Origin of the sequence: Vibrio sp. SG41-7 (assembly GCF_014164465.1) — a bacterium.
GTDB lineage: Bacteria > Pseudomonadota > Gammaproteobacteria > Enterobacterales > Vibrionaceae > Vibrio > Vibrio splendidus.
The window spans coordinates 75721-94994 of the sequence record NZ_JACJFF010000008.1 but is presented as its reverse complement, the minus strand read 5'-3'; the positions used below and the strand labels follow the sequence as shown (position 1 = coordinate 94994).

14 protein-coding genes and 1 pseudogene are annotated in these 19274 nt (G+C 45.1%); 10 read left to right on the top strand and 5 right to left on the bottom strand.

Features of this window, described 5'->3' with window-relative positions:
- Positions 1 to 83: 83 nt before the first annotated feature.
- The 5 genes from H5300_RS03800 to H5300_RS03780 all read right to left on the bottom strand — a co-directional run bounded on the left by H5300_RS03800 (position 84) and on the right by H5300_RS03780 (position 6778).
- Positions 84 to 737, bottom strand: coding sequence for a DUF2057 family protein (locus H5300_RS03800; protein ID WP_182795461.1), 654 nt, complete (start codon positions 735 to 737; stop codon positions 84 to 86).
- A gap of 107 nt (positions 738 to 844) precedes the next feature.
- Positions 845 to 1273, bottom strand: a complete 429-nt coding sequence (locus H5300_RS03795; protein ID WP_182795460.1) for a hypothetical protein — start codon at positions 1271 to 1273, stop codon at positions 845 to 847.
- A 12-nt stretch (positions 1274 to 1285) separates the two neighbouring features.
- Positions 1286 to 3712 carry an ATP-binding protein gene (locus tag H5300_RS03790; RefSeq protein ID WP_182795459.1) on the bottom strand — a complete coding sequence of 809 codons (2427 nt, stop codon included), beginning with the start codon at positions 3710 to 3712 and terminating at the stop codon, positions 1286 to 1288.
- A complete protein-coding gene (locus H5300_RS03785; protein WP_102441143.1) occupies positions 3705 to 4799 on the bottom strand; it encodes a cytochrome-c peroxidase in 1095 nt (364 codons plus the stop codon). Before H5300_RS03785 ends, H5300_RS03790 begins: the two co-directional genes overlap by 8 nt.
- A gap of 416 nt (positions 4800 to 5215) precedes the next feature.
- Entirely contained in the window at positions 5216 to 6778 is a 1563-nt protein-coding gene (locus H5300_RS03780) for an arylsulfatase (RefSeq protein ID WP_004730480.1), read from the bottom strand.
- Between the two features lie 347 nt (positions 6779 to 7125).
- On the opposite strand from H5300_RS03780, the gene H5300_RS03775 reads away from it, so the two are divergent.
- From H5300_RS03775 to H5300_RS28310, 10 genes and pseudogenes are all read left to right on the top strand, one after another.
- Entirely contained in the window at positions 7126 to 8673 is a 1548-nt protein-coding gene (locus H5300_RS03775; protein WP_004730481.1) for an arylsulfatase, read from the top strand.
- A gap of 209 nt (positions 8674 to 8882) precedes the next feature.
- On the top strand, positions 8883 to 11291 hold the full coding sequence (locus tag H5300_RS03770) for a tetratricopeptide repeat protein (RefSeq protein ID WP_182795458.1): 2409 nt from the start codon (positions 8883 to 8885) through the stop codon (positions 11289 to 11291).
- 184 nt (positions 11292 to 11475) lie between these two features.
- Positions 11476 to 12459, top strand: coding sequence for a MoxR family ATPase (locus H5300_RS03765; protein ID WP_004730485.1), 984 nt, complete (start codon positions 11476 to 11478; stop codon positions 12457 to 12459).
- Between the two features lie 12 nt (positions 12460 to 12471).
- The gene (locus H5300_RS03760) at positions 12472 to 13434 is read left to right on the top strand and encodes a DUF58 domain-containing protein (RefSeq protein WP_182795457.1); all 963 of its coding nucleotides are present in this window, start codon (positions 12472 to 12474) and stop codon (positions 13432 to 13434) included.
- Positions 13435 to 13977, top strand: a complete 543-nt coding sequence (locus tag H5300_RS03755; protein ID WP_182795456.1) for a DUF4381 domain-containing protein — start codon at positions 13435 to 13437, stop codon at positions 13975 to 13977.
- Positions 13970 to 15049: a VWA domain-containing protein gene (locus H5300_RS03750; protein ID WP_182795455.1), complete on the top strand. Its 1080-nt coding sequence runs from the start codon at positions 13970 to 13972 to the stop codon at positions 15047 to 15049. The genes H5300_RS03755 and H5300_RS03750 overlap by 8 nt, the downstream gene beginning before the upstream one ends.
- A complete protein-coding gene (locus H5300_RS03745; protein WP_182795454.1) occupies positions 15042 to 16766 on the top strand; it encodes a VWA domain-containing protein in 1725 nt (574 codons plus the stop codon). Before H5300_RS03750 ends, H5300_RS03745 begins: the two co-directional genes overlap by 8 nt.
- Entirely contained in the window at positions 16763 to 18130 is a 1368-nt protein-coding gene (locus H5300_RS03740) for a BatD family protein (RefSeq protein WP_182795453.1), read from the top strand. The genes H5300_RS03745 and H5300_RS03740 overlap by 4 nt, the downstream gene beginning before the upstream one ends.
- A gap of 78 nt (positions 18131 to 18208) precedes the next feature.
- A complete protein-coding gene (locus tag H5300_RS03735; protein WP_182795452.1) occupies positions 18209 to 19114 on the top strand; it encodes a LysR family transcriptional regulator in 906 nt (301 codons plus the stop codon).
- Between the two features lie 18 nt (positions 19115 to 19132).
- Positions 19133 to 19273 (top strand): annotated as a pseudogene (locus tag H5300_RS28310) (lipid kinase YegS); the annotation flags it as partial.
- Between the last annotated feature and the right edge of the window lies 1 nt (position 19274).

Genomic DNA, 19274 nt, shown 5'->3' with positions numbered 1-19274 from the left:
ATATAAGCCTAAATCATCTAGATGAAGACAAAAAAGAAGCTGGCAGTGCGCCAGCTTCTTTTTTTTAAATTAAGACCATTGAGCTACTTGTTCACGTAGTCTTTGAATTTCTGCTTGGTTTCAGCATCCGCTTTTTCGTACCAGAAATACAACATTTCTTCAGCTGTAGTCGCCGTATTTCCGTCAATCTTTGCTGGAAGCGTTACGGGTTGTACTACAGCAGCCGCTGCACCCGCGCTAGCACCTAGTGTAAGTGCTGCGATGCCGCCTTTCTGGTTGTATTCTTTAGCTTCTTGAGGGTATTTACGACCAATCTGCATGCCATCTTTGATTAGCTTATCTTGCTTAACACTGATTGCGTTTTGGTTCTCATCAACCAATTTCCAATCTAGCTTCTCCAAGCCTTTCTTTGCTTCAGCTGTATTACGGTATTTAGGCATATCAAACGTTAATGCGGCGTCAGTCGCGCTAAAGGTTGCAATAATAGCGTCGCTATCAATGAACTCACGATCGTTGCCTTTATCAAAAGCAAGTTGATATTGGAATACGATTTGATTTTGACCGTCTGGAACGGTTAGCGTTTTATAAGAAGAGAATAAGCTACCATCGAGATCTGGCTTAGCTTCGTTGACCGCTAGAATATCAACACTTGATGGAACTTGGATCTCAACGTCAGCTAACACGTGTGGTGCTACGATAATTGTGGAAAGCAGCGCGATGGATTGTAATGTTTTCATAATCATACAGTTGTTTATGGATAGTTAAATTACAATCTCATGCAGAACGAAGTATTTCAAGTTACCTTGTCTCGATTTGGTAAAATTCACCGAAACTTAACCTAAGCCTAATTCTTGAACGTACGAAACGTATTTTTTTCGTTCGTATTATGGTGTGGCCTCAACGTTTTCTCTTCTGGATTATCTAAATCGCTCTCTTGAGCGCTTCGAAGCGACTGCAGAGTGATATACATAGGAACGATAGCAGATACCCAAATGGCATAAATCGTAATCACTCGGTTGAAGGCGACGAACCAGGTTTCACTACCTGTCCCCGACAAGTAGTAACCTAATAGAGTCAGCAGAGTGCAGATGATGGCCCATATGGTCGTGGAAAACGACTCTCTTGTTGTCGATGCGAGCAGCACAATCGTAATGTAGGGAACGGCCATAGCAATGCCTAAAGGTACATGACAATCGACGGCGAAAATGATGGTTGCACCAAGGGCTAAGAGCATATTTGATCGCGTATTGGGTAAATTAAAGTTCCATGTCATATTATATCTCACTTAGCCCGTTTTACGTTGTTGATTGAGCTTGTTTATTAGGCGCGTAGCTTGGTGGCTATTGACCATCAGGCGGTTGATCAGTTGTTGGAGCAACTCGGCTTCTGGCATGACGTGACGCTCTGCTATCTGTTCAGCGAAAGTTGCGAGTTCCAGTACTTCCGTCATTTCAAACTTTGACGCAATGCTTATTACTGCGTTTAACGTTTTATTTAAGTCATCAGGTCTGGCGCTCGAGAACAGTTCTATCAATTCATCAATTTCGTTTTCTAGTTCATCAACGAGAGACGTTAAGCATTTGAGCTTCTCGTCTGATTTGAGATTATCTTGTGCCAATACTTGGCTACGCGACAGTTCTTCCTCAGTGAGTGGCAGTTTATTTTTGGGATGACGCGTTAACATGGTTATGTTGCTTTCACCTTTAATTAAAAGGTTATGTGCGTTGGCCAAGTTATGTCGGTTACCCTCAAATTGGTCATGAAACTCATTGATGGCGTTTTGTAAGCTGTTTTTCTGTAATGGTTTGGTGAGAACAAAATCAGCCCCTGACATGATAAATTCATCGTGTGCTTCTTTAAATACGTCGGCTGTGCATGCGAAAACTACGGTAGTCAGCTTGAGTTCGTTACGGATTTTTTGAATTGCCTCAATGCCGCTCATGTTAGGCATGTGGTTATCCATGATGATCAGGTCATATTGGTTTGACGCCAACTTATCTAAGGCTTGTAAACCGTCGTAAGCGTTCTCAACCGTTAAGTTGATAGATTCACAGAACTTCCTAATCACCATTGCGTTGATCTTGTTGTCTTCGACTAACAATACCGAGAAGTTGTCGAGTGTCTGATTGGCGCTTGTTGATGTTTGAACGACGACTTGTTCTTCAAGTTCGCGCATTTCAAGCGGAAGCGAGATAGTAAATCGAGTGCCGAAATTAAGCCGGCTGGTAACCGTGATGGTGCCCCCCATCAGTTCGACTAACTGCTTAACAATGGAAAGCCCTAATCCTGTCCCGCCAAACTTACGGGTCGTTGAGATCTCGGCTTGTTCAAATGCCGTGAATATATGGTCGGTCTTGTCTTCTGCGATGCCAATACCTGTATCAGTCACTAAGATATTCACGCTTGGTGGGGTGGTTGGTGCAATCAAGAATTCCACTTCAACCTTTCCTGACTCAGTAAATTTGACGGCATTGCCTGCTAAATTAAATAAGATCTGACGTGTACGTGCAGAGTCACCAATCAACTGAATATGGGGAGGGATGTTATCTTTAATCGTAAAAGCGAGGCCTTTGTCTTCTGCAAGAGGCGTCAAGGTTTTATCAAGATGTGTCACCACGTCTGCCACTGAGAAAGGGCTATATTCAAGCTCCATTTTTCCTTGCTCAACCTTAGAAAAGTCAAGAATATCATTCAATATGGTGACAAGATGCTGGCCTGAATCGATGATGATCTGTGCTTGTTGGCGAGTATCGGCGCTTTGCGAATCCTCTTTGATTATTTGAGCTATTCCTAGTACGCCATTCATCGGCGTTCTTAACTCGTGACTCATGGTGGCAAGGAATAAGGACTTCGCTTCGTTGGCTTTTTCTGCTTTGTCTGCGGCTTCTTGATAGGCAAGGTTGTTTCGTTTTAATTCAAAGACTCGGAAGATAAAGATGGCGAACGAGAAAGCGAAGGTTAATAGCGCGAGTGTGATGATAAGTTTGACAATCACGCCTTCTAATTGGTCTTGAAGGTCGGTGAATTGATGTTCAATTTGCTCAAGATACTCCATGTTATGCACCGAAAGAACTTGAGATAACAGTACATTTTGTTGCTGATTGAGTTCAGCGAACGTTTTAGGCAGGTCCGACAACTCTGAGCTAATCTCTTGAACTTGAATTTGGCTCCCTGAAAATAACACGCTAGCAAGTACCTCACTTTGAATGTTGAGCTCCGGTGTAGAGAGAGCATTTAGTTTTTCTGAATCATGTCCCCTTGCTGCTTCTCGATGGTTTGCTGAATGACTATCAATGAGTTGCAGCGTTAGGGATTGCAGTATGAACTGACGAGCGACACTCAACCCGACGAGCTTGTCGAGCGTATCGACATTGGATATCGAGGCCTTGTGGAAACGCTCAAGTAATTGGGTTGTTTGTAAGTCTTGAAAGAACGTTGAGTGGATGCTTTCCCCCTTATAGCTATCCTTTAGCTCTTGCAGTTCTATTTCTAGCCTGACTAAATCAGCCGACATTTGGTAAGGATTCGAAATGTCAGCGAGAGCAGCGTTGGTTATCTGATCGCGCATCTCTAAAACTTCATGCCCCAGCTCTCGAACAGATTCTCCATATTCCGATACTTTCCCGTGCTCAGAATAGGTCAATATAATTAAGCTAACCAAAGCCAAGAATAGCGAGAAAAACAGCAAAAAGATGAGTCTGATTTTATTCATTTTCAAACTCCACTAACATCTGAGGGCGGCTGCCCGTTAAGGTTTCTAGAAATGTTTTAATCTCACTAATGGTTTGCTTTTCAAATGTTTTACCGAGTTGGCTTTCCCCCATGATTTTGATGGCTTCCTCTAACGTTTCAGTTTGACCATCATGAAAATAGGGGGCAGTGATCGCCACGTTTCTTAAACTGGCGACACGGAAGAGGTGCTTGTCTTGTGGTTGTCCTGTAAACATAAATCGACCTTGGTCTTCACTTCGTTCTGAGCCCGTTTTTGATAACCCAAAATAGCCAAATCGCATCACCATACCTCCGCCAATATTGGTACCTTGGTGGCAGCGAATGCAGCCTTGCTTTTGAAAGGTCTCCCAGCCTCGCTTGGCCTTATCAGACAGCGCTGAATGATCGCCTCGCAAGTACTGGTCGAAAGGAGAATCAGGCGTGGTTAGCCCTTGCATGAACTCAATAAGTGCAGCCTTAATCGAAACTTCGTTGATGGTTGTCGATTGTTCTTTGAATAGGCTGATGTAAGTCTCCGATTGAGATACATAGTCCGTAATGTGTTTCCAGTTTGAATCCATTTCGTCAACGTTATGTACTGGACCATCGATTTGATCGCCAAGGTTATTCACCCGACCATCCCAAAAAAATCGGTAGTTAAAGGCAGCGTTAAAAACGGTGAGTGAATTTCGCATTCCCGCTCCATTTACGCCAATGGAAACAGGAATCACTTCAGCGCCATTGGTTTGCAGGCTATGACAACTTTCACAGCTGACACTTCGGTTCGACGATAAGTTAGGGTCTTTGAATAGCGCCCAACCTATCTTGGCAAGTTCATTGTTAATCTCGGTCGAATCTGGAATTGGGAAGATTTGTTGATCTGGAAATGCCGCTTGTTGGGCATCTTGTGAGTCTGTGTTTGAGTCGTGTTCTGAAGAGTATGAATCATCATGGTCGTTTGCATGAGAGTGATTTTCTTGGTGCTCAAATGAGGCGTGCATCTTTAAATAAGCCGCGTCATAAACCAGTAGGCCTATTGAAACGCAAATGACAGTGATGCTTATTACTGCTAAATATGGCGTTTTCATAGTATTAGTTCCATCTAGTTTAGATAATTTTGGCAAGTCAGAATCCTTCTGATTTAAACCTTATTCACCCTGTGGATGAGAGGTGTATATTTATAAACTTAGTTTCATATTGGTGATGTTGCAAGAAGATGGTGTAACAAGAGGAGAGGAGCAAGATGAAGTCATTGAATCGTTGGATGACAAGGGACAGGTATCGTTAGAAACAACGCGTTACGTAGGGCAAGTTAGGGACCTAACGGTCAATTCGAAAAGACCTTGTTGTATAAAACTCGGATTTTTAAGATACAGATACTGATGCAGATACAGAAAACAAGTGCCAGACGTAGAAAAGCCGTGGTAACTGCATAGAGTGACCACGGCTTTGGTATTACATCATGTACTTTCTAAACTACTTGAATTACATGGTCTAAAGGGGCTTATTTAGCTTGCGCTGCTGCCGCTTCTAGTTGCTTAAGTTTACCTTGAAGCATGTAAGCATTTTGGTTGAAGTTACCAGGGTTCAACACTTGGCTTTGCTGCATTGGGTAGTCAGGTAGCGTGTTCATGAACTCTTGTACTTTGCCGCCTACTGGTACGAATAGCCACATGTTATCTGCCATCCAGCGTAGGTACATGCCCGATTCGTGTGGTGCTTTTTCGAATGGGTCAGCACGTAGGTGAACTACTTGAGGCCAGTTTGGTTGGAAGCGAACTGCATCAACAATGTTACCGTCCATTACTGCGAACGAAATCTTGAAGTCATTCCAACGAACTGCGTTTAGCTCAGCGTTAGCAGAGAAGTAAAGCATGCTGTCACGAGGGCCTTTCTCTTCTTTGCCTTGGAAGTAAGGCAGGAAGTTGTAACCATCTAGGTGAACACGCCAGTTTTTACCGTTGTAAGTTGCACCTTTATCAGACGCAAGTTTCTCAACCACTTTATCATCACCAGCGGCTGCTAGTAGAGTAGGGATCCAGTCTTGGTGCCCCATGATATCGTTGATCTTAGTTCCCGGTTTGATAGTGCCAGGCCAGCGAACTAGCTGAGGAACACGCATGCCACCTTCGTAAGTTGTACCTTTCTCACCGTGGAAGTAAGTAGCACCACCATCAGGCCAAGATACGGTTTCTGCACCGTTATCGGTAGAGTAGATTACGATAGTGTTGTCTGCGATTTTAAGCTCATCAAGCTTGTCTAAAAGGATACCCACTTGGTCATCGTGCTCTAGCATGCCGTCTGCGTAGATGCTGATACCAGATGCGCCTTGGTATTTTTCTTGCAGACGAGTCCACACGTGCATACGAGTGGTGTTGTGCCAAATGAAGAATGGTTTGTCAGCTTTCACGGCTTTTTCCATGAATGCTAGAGATTCTTCTAGGAACTCTTCATCCGCATGCTCCATACGCTTACGCGTCATTGGGCCTGTATCTTCAATCTTACCGTCAGAAGTCGATTTGATTACACCACGAGGGCCAAAGTTCTTACGGAACTCAGGATCTTTAGGGTAGTAGTAAGTCTCTGGCTCTTCTTCCGCGTTTAGGTGGTACAGGTTACCGAAGAACTGGTCAAAACCGTGGTTCGTTGGAAGGTGTTTGTCTTGGTCACCCATGTGGTTCTTACCGAACTGAGCTGTCATGTAGCCTTGTTCTTTAAGAAGGTCTGCGATCGTTGGAGCCCAATCAGGGATACCGTGGTCCGAACCTGGCATACCGATAGTCAGTAGACCTGTACGGAAAGGTTCTTGACCGGTTAGGAATGCAGCACGACCAGCAGTACACGATTGTTGACCGTAGTGGTCAGTAAATAGTGCGCCTTCGTTAGCAATACGGTCGATGTTAGGTGTTTCGTAACCCATCATACCGTTGTTGTATGCACTGATGTTGAATACACCAATGTCATCACCCCAGATAGCAAGAATGTTTGGTTTTTCTGCTGCTGTTGCCGCTGAAGAAGCTGCTAATAAGCCAACACCTAATGCTAGTTTATTAATTTTAGTACCCATAAGGACTCCGATTCACTTTTAAGATTAATGCGTTAGAACAACACATCGATGAGCAAATGTTATTCCCAAAATTCCGTTCCGTCCTTTTATAGTGCTTATAACCAATCGTTATGATGCATGGTTAACTTGCTGATTAAATTGAATTTAGGCTGATGGTTACCAGAAACCCTTAGATAACATGTGTGATCCTTATCATGTTTGTCGCCGTAAACCTTATCGATAACTTCTGCACCTGTATCTGAATAAAAAATGACAAAAAGATTAATAGCTTAGCGAACCTCGCGCATGCTTAAAAAATGGACTATACGTTGTAGGGCAGGATGCAAATAACTTACGAAGAGGTTTCTATGACAGCGAAATATGGCGTTAAACGTCGTTTAGCGATTTTGGGTACGGCGATGATGGCGGCCTCCACCACCACATTCGCAGCTGAAAAACCAAATATTCTCGTGATTTGGGGGGATGATATTGGACAGTCTAATGTTAGCGCATACACCTTTGGTTTAATGGGTTACAAAACGCCTAATATTGATAGCATCGCCAAAGAAGGGATGATGTTTACCGATTATTACGCTGAACAATCGTGTACTGCGGGTCGCTCTACCTTTATTACGGGACAAAGTGTATTACGAACGGGTTTGAGTAAAGTAGGCTTGCCGGGCGCAGACATTGGCTTGCAAGCGGAAGACGCGACAATCGCAGAAATGCTGAAACCTATGGGTTACATGACAGGTCAATTTGGTAAAAACCACCTTGGCGACAAAGATGAATTCCTTCCAACAGCACACGGGTTTGACGAATTTTTTGGCAACCTTTACCACCTGAATGCTGAAGAAGAACCAGAGAATGAAGATTACCCAACCGATCCTGAGTTTCGTAAGAAGTTCGGTCCGCGTGGTGTCATTAAGTCATTCGCTGATGGCAAGATTGAAGATACGGGTCCACTGACGCGTAAGCGTATGGAAACGGTCGATGAAGAAACACTAGACGCGGCCCTTGATTTCATGGATCGCGCAGTGAAAGCGGACAAACCATTCTTCGTTTGGTGGAACGCAACACGTATGCACTTTAGAACGCACGTGAAAGCCGATAGTAAAGGTGTAACCGGTGTCGGTAATTACGCTGATGGTATGGTTGAGCATGATCGACACGTTGGGCAACTATTGAAGCAAGTGGATGAATTGGGAATCAAAGACAACACGATTGTTTTCTACTCAACGGATAACGGCCCACACATGAACTCTTGGCCTGATGCGGGTACAACCCCGTTCCGTGGTGAGAAAAACACTAACTGGGAAGGCGCATACCGTGTACCAGCAATGGTCCGTTGGCCTGGTAAGATTGAACCAGGAACAGTATCCAATGAAATCATGCACCACATGGACTGGATGCCAACTTTCGTTGCCGCTGCTGGTGATGACCAAATCAAAGAGAAATTGCTGAAAGGTCATACTGCCGGTGATAAAACGTTTAAGGTTCACTTAGATGGTTATAACTTCCTTCCTTACCTAACGGGTGAAGAAGAAAAAGGCCGTCGTTCAGAGATCTTCTACTTTACCGATGATGGCGATTTAGCGGCGCTTCGTTACAACCAATGGAAAGCGGTGTTCATGGAGCAACGTGCAACGGGTACCATGCAGATTTGGTCAGAACCGTTCGTGACGTTACGTCTTCCTAAGCTATTTAACCTGCGTATGGACCCATACGAAAACGCAGATATTACTTCGAATACCTATTATGACTGGTTGTTAGACCATGCTTATATGTTTGTTCCTGCGCAAGCGTATGTAGGCGAGTTCTTAGAAACGTTTGCCGAATACCCACCACGCCAAAAAGCAGCAAGCTTTAGCTTGGATCAGGTTATGGAGAAACTTCAAGAGAACCATAATAAGTAAGCTTTGGTTTATTGAAACTGATAGCTTGATGAAACTGATAACACGAAAGAGCTCCTAGGAGCTCTTTTTTTTATGCGCATATCGATGAGTAAATCCCGGTCGTGAATATGAATCACAACTATCGTGCTCATTGCCACTAAATAATTGTATTTTAGTCGTTTTTACGTCTACCTTAGTAAGCATAAGGATGTATAAAAACAAGGAATGTTATGTCTGCATGGTTGTGCTCGCTAGTGAACGGATTGAAACACCAGAGAGTCGCAGTATTATCCGTAATCTTGTCTCCACTTATGTTGTCGCTGTTCAGTTTGAGCACCTATGCCAACGAGCAAGATCCTAATAGCAACACTGAGGCTTCAAAGCTCAGTTCTGTAGCTTCACACGCTAGCTCTGATGTTTTACCTATCGGTTCTAAAGCCACCTATGTCGGATCAGAAGCTTGTGTTGATTGTCATAGTGAAGAAGTCGAAGCGTGGCAGGGCTCTCATCATGACATGGCGATGAAACACGCTGCAGATGAGTCTGTATTAGGCGATTTCAACGATCAAACGGTCACTCATGGCGGTAAACCCAATCGATTTTTTCGCAAGGGTGAAGAGTTCTGGGTCAATATCGAAGGGCCTGACGGGCAATTCAAAGATTACAAAATCAGCTATACCTTTGCCTTTGAACCATTACAACAGTACATGGTTGAGTTTGAAGACGGTCGAGTACAGTTGATTCCTTTCGCTTGGGACTCTCGCACTGAGGGCGAAGGCGGTCAACGCTGGTTTAACCTCTACCCAGATACCACCAACACTGATGAATTCTACTGGACCAATAGCGGTCAAAACTGGAACTTCATGTGTGCTGATTGCCATTCAACGAACCTAGAAAAGAACTACGACAGCGCAAGTAATACTTACAACACTACTTGGTCTGAGATTAATGTCGGTTGTGAAGCCTGTCATGGGCCTGCAAGCGAGCACGTTGAGCAGGCCCAGCTAGCAAAAGCTAACGGCGGAAAGGATGCTCAAGTCTCGGCGCATTATGGTTTTGATCGCGACTTGTCGAAGTCGGTCAAAGAGTGGATCTACCAAGAGGGCAACTCAACCCTGCAACCAAAAGACATCATCCATACCAATCAAGTTCAAACCTGTGCGCAATGCCACAGCCGACGTACTCAGTTAAATGAAACGGGTGACCACGTGAACGGGTCTTTCTTTGATAAGTATCGTCTAAGTTTGATTACTCCTGAGCTCTACCACAACGACGGTCAAATCTACGATGAAGATTACGTTTACGGATCTTTCCTTCAATCAGTGATGGCTGAAAAAGGCGTCACATGTACTAACTGCCACGATCCCCATACCGCAGAACTGAAAATTGCAGAGGAAGCTGTATGTAGCCAATGTCACATTGCTTCTGAATACACGCCTGAAAAGCACACCTTCCATGAAGCGAATACTGAGGCTTCACAATGTACCACTTGTCACATGCCAGAAACGACTTACATGGAGGTCGACCCAAGACGTGACCATAGTTGGCATATCCCGCGTCCTGATATTAGCCAGCATATTAAAACGCCGAACGTGTGTACTAGCTGTCATGAAGACCAAACTGACCTGTGGGCAGATAAGCAAATCGGTGAGTGGTTCCCAGATTCTAAGTATCGTAACCAACAACATTTTGCCGTTGCCTTTTATGCTGACTCAATAGGGCACAGAGGTGCAGAGGATGCGTTGGCATACTCGGCTCAGGACTCCAGCTTAAGCAATATCATTCGTGCATCGAGCTTAGAACGTTTGGGCGACAATACGGGTAAGAATACGCTTATCTCGCTAGCAAGAGCGGTGAAACATGATGATGAAATGATCCGTTTGGGCGTTGTGCAAGGCTCGTCTGGTTTCCGATTCACTGACCGTTGGCAGATTCTAGAGCCGCTGCTGAAAGACCCTGTATTGTCGATTCGTTCAGAAACCGCAGGTGCATTGGTACGTTACTGGGGAGAAATGAATCCTTTGCAGAAAGACCAAATCAAGCCTGCATTGGAAGAGTACATTGAGATACAGCAGTTTAATGCCGATAGAGGATTTGGACGTACTAACCTAGGCAACGTCTACCGGGATTTAGGTCAGCACGACAAAGCGATTGAGTTTTATCTAGGTGCTATCGAAATCGAGCCTTATTTCGAAAACAGCTACGCCAACTTGGCGGATTTGTATCGTGCGCAAGGTAACGAAGCAAAAGCGCTGTCGACCTTGAAGCAAGGTATTGAAGCTCAGCCTAAATCGAGTGTATTGCCCTACAGTACAGGGTTATCTCTGCTTCGTGTGAAAGATTACGAACAAGCAACGGACTACCTTAAACAAGCCGCTGAAACTGCGCAAACCGACCCACAATATTGGTATGTGTACGGATTGGCTTTGGAGAAATCGGATGTGCTTGCGGCAAGTCAATCACTGCACAAGGCTTACCAATTTAGCCGTAACCCACAGCACCTGTATGCCCAGTGTGAAGTGTTGGCGCGAAACAGCCAAATACCGGGCGTACCAAAGGCGTTTGAGCAATGTATTTCATCATTGAGCAAAGTGGCACCGCCGGAGGCAATTAACCAATTGAAAGCTAAGTTTAAATAAAGCGATGAGGTGAGCTTGGCTATTGTGCTTGCTGCTTATTTCGCTTGTAACTAATTATCGCGCTTATGAGCAATTATCACGTTTATAACTTATCGCGCTGATGAACAATTATCACGTGTATAACTAATAGTTATGGGGCTTGTGAGTAGGATGTACGCAGCCAGATTGAATTAAGGGAAGACCTATGAACCATGCGCAACAAGCAATAAACCAACTGATTGAACAAACAGAGAAAAGTGTTATCGGTCAGAGCCACGTCGTTCGGGCTCTGGTGATAGGGTTATTGACTAATGGGCATGTGCTTTTAGAGGGACTTCCCGGTACAGCGAAAACTCGTTCAGTGAAATCGCTGGCGAATCTATTGAACACCAGTTTTGGTCGAATTCAGTTTACGCCTGACCTGCTGCCATCAGATGTAACCGGTACAGAAGTGTATCAAGAGCTTGATGGAAAGCCTCAGTTGCACTTTCAACCGGGTCCTATTTTCAATAGCATTGTTCTGGCCGATGAAGTGAACCGTGCCCCTGCAAAGGTGCAAGCGGCACTGCTTGAAGCGATGGCGGAAGGGACGATTACGGTGGGTGGTCAAACTCATATTCTGCCAGATCTATTTATGGTGCTAGCCACTCAAAACCCAGTAGAGCAAGAAGGTACGTATCCACTGCCTGAAGCACAGATGGACCGTTTCATTATGAAAGTGACGGTCGACTATCCAGAAGATGAAGCTGAACGCGACATCATTCGATTGGTGCGCAGCGAAGAACTTGGCAGTGAAACTAGCTCAGAGCTAGTCACACCGCAACACATCGAACCTGAATTGGTGCTTGAAGCGCGCCGCCAACTTCCAGACATTGCCGTTTCCGATTTAGTAGAGAACTACATTGTGGCTTTGGTAATGGCGACTCGTAAACCTGAGCGTTATCCAGAATCAGATTTATCGAAATGGATTGAAATTGGTTCAAGCCCTCGTGCATCTATTTCATTGGATAAATGTGCTCGCGCTTATGCGTGGCTGCAAGGGCGTGACCACGTCACGTTAGACGATGTGCGTGCCATGTTGCCAACCGTATTAGGTCACCGATTCTCATTGTCTTACGATGCATTGGCCGATGGTGTTGACCATCAAAGAGTGGTTGAAGAACTGCTTGATAATGTTGAGATCGGATAACTAGGGGGCGTCATGGCGAAGCCAACACAAGCTCCCAAACCACAAGGCCTTGATCCTCGACTGTACTGTGACTATTCAAGGTTAGTGCGAATTCAGGCTCAAGCTGAGTCATTTTCACTGTTACCTCATTTAAAAGCGGGCAGCGTACTTTCGGGCAGACATAACTCTTTGTTCCGTGGTCGTGGTTTGAACTTCGAAGAATTACGTCATTACCAATTGGGTGATGATATCCGTAATCTCGATTGGAAAGTCACCATGCGAACGGGGAAGCCGCATGTTCGCAGTTACACCGAAGAGAAAGACCGTAATGTGATGATCTGTGTCGATCAGCGCAGTTCGATGTTTTTTGCTTCTCAAAACACCATGAAATCTGTTGTGGCTGCCGAAGTGGCGGCACTGTGTGGGTGGCGAGTGCTTAAAGATGGTGATCGTGTCGGCTTCGTTTTGGCCTCGCACCAAAAACTGTTTCATACCAAAGCTCAACGTTCACAGTCTGATTTACTGGCTCAGTTAAAGCATCTTACCAAGGCTAATCAAAGCTTAGACGTGAGTGTGAGTGACAGCGAGGGTGTTGGTTTTAGCCAGTGGATTGAGCTGCTCAAGCGAATGAGACTCAAGCAATCAACCTTGATATTCATTAGTGACTGGCGAGACTGCCAAGAACAACATCTCGATCGACTAAAGCAGTTACAGCAACACAACGATATCTTGGCCATTATGGTCACCGATCCATTAGAACAGTCATTGCCTCAAGATCTTGCAAGCGCAAACTGGGTGGTGGGTGATGGTCGTTTTCAACTTAATCTGGATAGCCAATCTAAGGTAAACCTCGCGAGTGAAAGTCTTGCTCAGAAAGCGGCACTGCAGAAACAGTCCCTTGCTAAATTGATGGCGATGAAAAACCTCCCTTATATAGAATTAGACACGTCGGGCAATCACATATCACAGCTGCAGAAGCTAGTGGGAGGGCGCTAAATGGCTGTTGAACATACTCCTCCAAGTACCTATATCCTCCGCGAACTGCACGATGTAGCGATTCCTGACAGTGTGAGCTGGGCTCCTCAAACGATCGGCTGGAAGATCCTTGGCGTTATTCTGTTATTGGTCGCTATCTATCTGGCTTATCGTTTGGCGCAGAAATGGTGGAATAACCGTTATCGCAAAGAAGCGCTTCAAGAGCTCATGATATTGGATGCACGAGACAAAAATTCAGCAGAACGAACCTTCAAAGTACTGAAAGTGGTACTTCGTTACCTAGACAGCAGTAATGCAAAGCTGTTTGGAAAAGCCTATGTAAACCGTCTGAACGCTTATCTGCCTGTTAGCGCTAACACAAGTGAAAACAGCAATGCGTTCTTTGCCGATGAAGTTTCGGAATTATGGATGCAAAGCCTAATTGACCCTAATGTGCGTTTGAGCTTTGAACAGCGATTAGAGGTAATTCAAACCGCGATGATGTGGCTAAAACTTCACAAGCCGAATGTACAGGTAACGGTTGAGGGGCAAGACAATGTTTGATGTTTTATCTTCCAGCTTTGAATTTGCGCATCCGCTGTGGTTTATTGCGATACCTCTGCCTTTGTTGGTCTACTTCGCTGTGCCAGCTTATCGAACCAAGCAAATGGCCATCAAGGTGCCATTTTTCAGTGAATTGGTTGAAGCTATTGGTGAAGCGCCGTCTGAAGGGGCAAGCCAGCTAACACCAAGCTGGTGGCAACGAACCACGCTCATTATTACTTGGGCATTAGTGGTGTGTGCGCTCGCTAAACCAACCATTCTTGGTGAGCCGCAAGTTCGCGAACAATTAGGTCGTGATGTGATGGTAGTGGTCGATTTGTCTGGCTCAATGGCAGAACAAGACTTTACCTCTAAGCGGGGCGATAAAATATCTCGTTTGGACGCGACCAAAGAAGTGCTGGCTGATTTTGCGACTACCCGAAAAGGGGATCGACTCGGTTTGATTCTTTTTGGTGATGCAGCGTTTGTACAAACGCCATTTACCGCGGACCAAGATGTATGGCTTGAACTGCTTAATCAAACCGATGTCGCTATGGCAGGGCAAAGCACGCACTTAGGTGATGCAATTGGCTTGGCGATTAAGGTGTTTGAACAAAGCGAAAAGCAAAGTGTTGCCGTTCAAGATTCAAGTGTTGATGCCAACGAAAAAGAGAAGGTCGTGATCGTATTAACCGACGGTAATGATACGGGAAGCTTTGTTGAACCGATTGATGCCGCCAAAGTTGCGAATGCGAAAGGCGTTCGTATTCACGTGATCGCCATGGGTGACCCACAAACCGTTGGTGAAGTGGCTTTGGATATGGAAACCATCAAACGAGTGGCTCAAGAGTCTGGTGGCGAAGCCTTTGAGGCGCTTAACCGCGACGAACTGACCAAAGCCTACGCTCAGATTGGTGAGCTAGAACCACAGTTATATGAAAGTACCACTTATCGTCCTAAACAGGGACTGCACCATTACTTAATGGCGATTGTTGTTGTGATGTATTTGACGGCCTTTAGTCTGGCGACTTTACGTAGAAGGTCGCTTTTGGCTTCTAAAACTAAAAAATTGAAAGGAGAGGATGATGCCTGATTCTCTCACTCTACAACAGTTATTCACCCAGTTTTATTTTATCCGACCTTTGTGGTTGTTGGCCTTTATTCCGATGTTCTTCCTGTTATGGGTTCGTTGGAGAGAAGAGACCAAACCAACGTGGAAAGACATTCTACCTGCACACTTACGTGATGCATTGACGATTGGCGAAACAGGCTGGCGTAAGCAACTGCCGTTGAAGCTATTGGTAGTGATTGTGACTATCGCCATCATTATCTGTTCTGGCCCAACATGGCAACGTGAGGCTTCGCCTTTTGGTGAAGACAAAGCGTCGATGTTGGTTGTGCTTGATAACAGTGAATCCATGCTCGCTAAAGACTTACCACCGAGTCGCTTGGAACGATCTAAGCAGAAAATTAGAGACTTATTGGCAGCTCGGAAAGGCGGTAATACGGGCTTAGTGGTTTACGCAGGCAGCGCACACGTCGCGATGCCCGTCACTCAAGACAGCAAGGTATTCGAACCGTTTCTAGCGGCTATCACTCCCGATATCATGCCGGTATCAGGTAAGTCAGCAGAAGAAGCACTGCCATTGATTAATCAGCAACTGTCTGGTGAGTTAGGCTCTTCTGTACTGTTGGTATCAGATGGTGTAAACCCAAGCACCATTAGGGCGTACGAGAGTTTCTTTAACGACAATCCGTATCAGTTGCTCATTCTAGCCGCAGGAAACAGTAATGTGGTGAGCGATAACCCAGTCGACCTAGATTCACTGCGTAACTTAGCGAGTAAGACGGGTGGACGAGTGGTTGAGGTGACCGTTGATGATTCGGATATCCAACAACTGAACAGAGCGGTTGAAAGAAACATGCAGCTCAACGGCGAATCTTCAATGCCTTGGAAAGACATGGGCTATGGACTGCTTATTCCAATGGCTTTCATTATGTTGCTATGGTTCAGAAAAGGGTGGTTGGTACAGTGGTGTGTCGTTGGTCTAGTGATTTCAGGCAGTATTTATTCACCAAACACTTTAGCGAAAACAGTCAACTTAACCGCTGAGAAACCCGTCGTGGTGGAGTCGGTTACGGCTTGGGACAAAACAGCTCAATGGTGGTGGGACTTATGGTTAACGCCCGACCAGCAAGGTCAACGCCTGTTGAATCAGAAAGAATACCTTGAAGCGGCAAAACATTTTACTGACCCAATGCGAAAAGGTGCGGCTTACTACTATGCTCGTGATTTTAAGCTCGCTCACAGTGCATTCCTACAAACCAAAACTGACCTTGGTTTATACAACGCGGCGAGCGCATTAGCCAGGCAGCGTGAATACCTTGCCGCGCGAGACCTTTTGAAATCATTAAGCGAGAAAGAGGATCTGTCACCAGAACTAAGAACGGATGTGGAGAACAATCTTGCTGTGCTTAGTGGGATTGTCGAAGAGGTAAACCGAACCAGTGAAAGTCAGTCCGGGACCACAGATGGCCCTGAAGAGTCTTTAGAACTCGAAGACGATCAGCCGCGAACGGGTGATGGCGCTGAAGAAGAAACGGTAGCGGAATTGATGCTCAAGGAAACGCTTAATGCCAATGAAATTTTGGGTAGCCAAGAGCTTGCCGATAAGTGGTTAAAACGAGTAGAAGCGGACCCTAAGTTCTTCTTAAAATCTAAATTCCAAATTCAGCTACGAGACCCTGCACCTTCCATCGAACAAGCGTCAAAACAGGAACAGGCATCAAAACAGGAGCAAACCCAATGAGTCGATATGATTTAGCTCTTGAAGCCATTCAATCAAAGAGAGTGCGATTCAGAACCCATAAGTGGTTACTGTCGATGACTCTTATATTGAGTTGGTTTTCTCCTTTTGTTGCTTCTGCTGCCGATATCTTCGATCTCCAAAAAAGTGGTGACGTTGAGCTTATCGCTTGGGTAGGGGAAAAGCCAAAGTCAGGCGATAAGATAACGCCGACTAAAGTGAGCGTTAATGAGCAGGTAATTCTGAATATTGAGGTGGCGACGCCGCGTTGGTTAACGGGAGGGACTCGAATCGGCAGTATCGAAATCCCTAACGTGATCGCTAAGCAACGTAACCAACTCGCGACTAATTACACGGAACGGGTCAATGGCACTACATGGTCGCGTCAACGATGGGAAGTGACGCTCTATCCGATGACTTCTGGCGAGTTTGTCATTCCAACCGTGCCGGTTCGCGTCCAAGTTTCTGCACCTGATGGTTCTAACGTTGGCGGCACGCTTTACACGCAGCCAATTAAGTTTGAAGCTTCGTTGCCTTCAGGTTTACTTGATAATGAATCGCCTTGGTTTTCTGCAACAGAAGTAGATATAGAGCAACAATGGCAACGCTCGAGTGAAAACTTAAAAGTAGGCGATGCCATTACTCGAACGGTAACCATCAAGGCCAAAGACAGTTTGTCTGTTTTACTGCCGGACGTGTTGAACAATGAGTCGACCCAGCAATACCAAGCTTACCCGCAGCCTAATCGTTTAGATGATACTCAAGATCGTGGTAACTACCGTTCCAGTCGAATTGAGGAGACGGTTTATGTTATTCAGCAGGGCGGTGAATTTACGTTGCCAGAGTTTTCATTTCAGTGGTGGGACAGCAAGAATCAACGCCTAGAAACCGTGGTGATAAAAGGGAATGTGTTTGAAGCCAAACACACAGTCCAATCTTTCATCAAGGCTTACATGTCAGTGTTTATTAGCGTTGGTCTGGCACTGTTGTTCAGTGTGGCGTGCTTTGTTTCTGTTAAACGTTATTATGCGAACCGCCCAACACCAGGTTGGTTGGTACTACGTCGTTTACTTAAGCAAGGTAATTGGCCTGCATTAAGAACCTTTATCTATCGTCAATTACGAAACGAAACCTCTCAGCTAGAGCTGGATAAAGCACAACTTGGTAAATTGAATGGACAAAAGCGTTGGCTAGAAGACAGTGAATCCCTCCAACAAGGGCGTGAAGACAAAAACGTATTTACTCGTTTATGGAAAAGCTTACGTAAATTACCCAGTGATAAATCAAACTCAAGCAATTCTCGTTCAATTTTCGACCGCTTGAAAATCCCTAAAGCCTTGCCAGAATTAAAAGATAGAACTAAGTAGCAAACTTTAGTTATTCGCATCGAACAAAATCGGCAGGTTCTCTACTATAGGGAACCTGCTTCTTTAATATGGAACTGTATGAAAAGTACCGAACTCAATCTAATTCCTATATTTGTCGCTATTTATGAAGAGCAGAACTTATCTAGGGCTGCTAATCGCATGGATATAAGCCAGCCAGCTGTGAGCAAAGCGCTTGCAAGGTTGAGAGATATCTATGACGAGCCACTGTTTCATCGAACTACTTCTGGCGTAGAGCCAACCACATTCGCTATCGATATCTATCCAGCAATGGCTGCTGCGCTTAAAAACTTTACTTCTACCTTATCCGCATCAAGAGATTTTGACCCTAAAACCTCTGGCCGTGTGTTTTCAATTGCCTGCGTTTCCGCAGCGAGTTATGAAATGATGCCAAGAGTCATGCAGTTAATCAGTCAAGTCGCACCTGGTATCGCATTAGAAGTTCATCCTCTATTTACGGAAGATTACGAGTCTGATTTAAGGCTGCAAAGACATGATGTCATTATCGATATGACGCCAAGAGGAAGAACCATGCTCAAGCATGAGGTGATCTCTAAAGAGGAACTGGTGGTGGTGTGTCGTAAAGACCATCCCACGATTGGTGACACTATCGATATGGAACAGTTTTTATCACTTGATCATGTGGTTGTTTCAAGATGGCATGCACGTAGAAGCTTATTGAGTTCTGAACACTACAGTGACCTTGAAAAACGTAGAATAGTCTATCGAGCTGCTGGCGTTGTTGAGATGCTGCCTGTTATTGAGGGCTCTGATTACATTGGAGTGCTACCTATGTCATCGGTGCGTTGCTTTTCTGAAAAATATGACGTTAAAACTCTTCCTTTGCCATTCGAATTGGAAGACCTCGATGTGTGTATGATTTGGCACCCCAGTCGCACTAACGAACCTAGCCACAAGTGGTTGCGCACTAAGCTCAAAGCGGCAGCAAAAGAGTTATCAAGTTAGCTTCTAAAGGGCTTTTTTATAGAAAGCATTCGCGCGATTTTAAATGGAAAGAAAGCCACTATCCCTGAGCTAAGGTAAGCGGTGTTTACTACAAGGGAGCGGGATATTGACCTGCAAGTTAGAGTCATGTGGGACTCTTCAGATATGTTTCGCTTGGTGC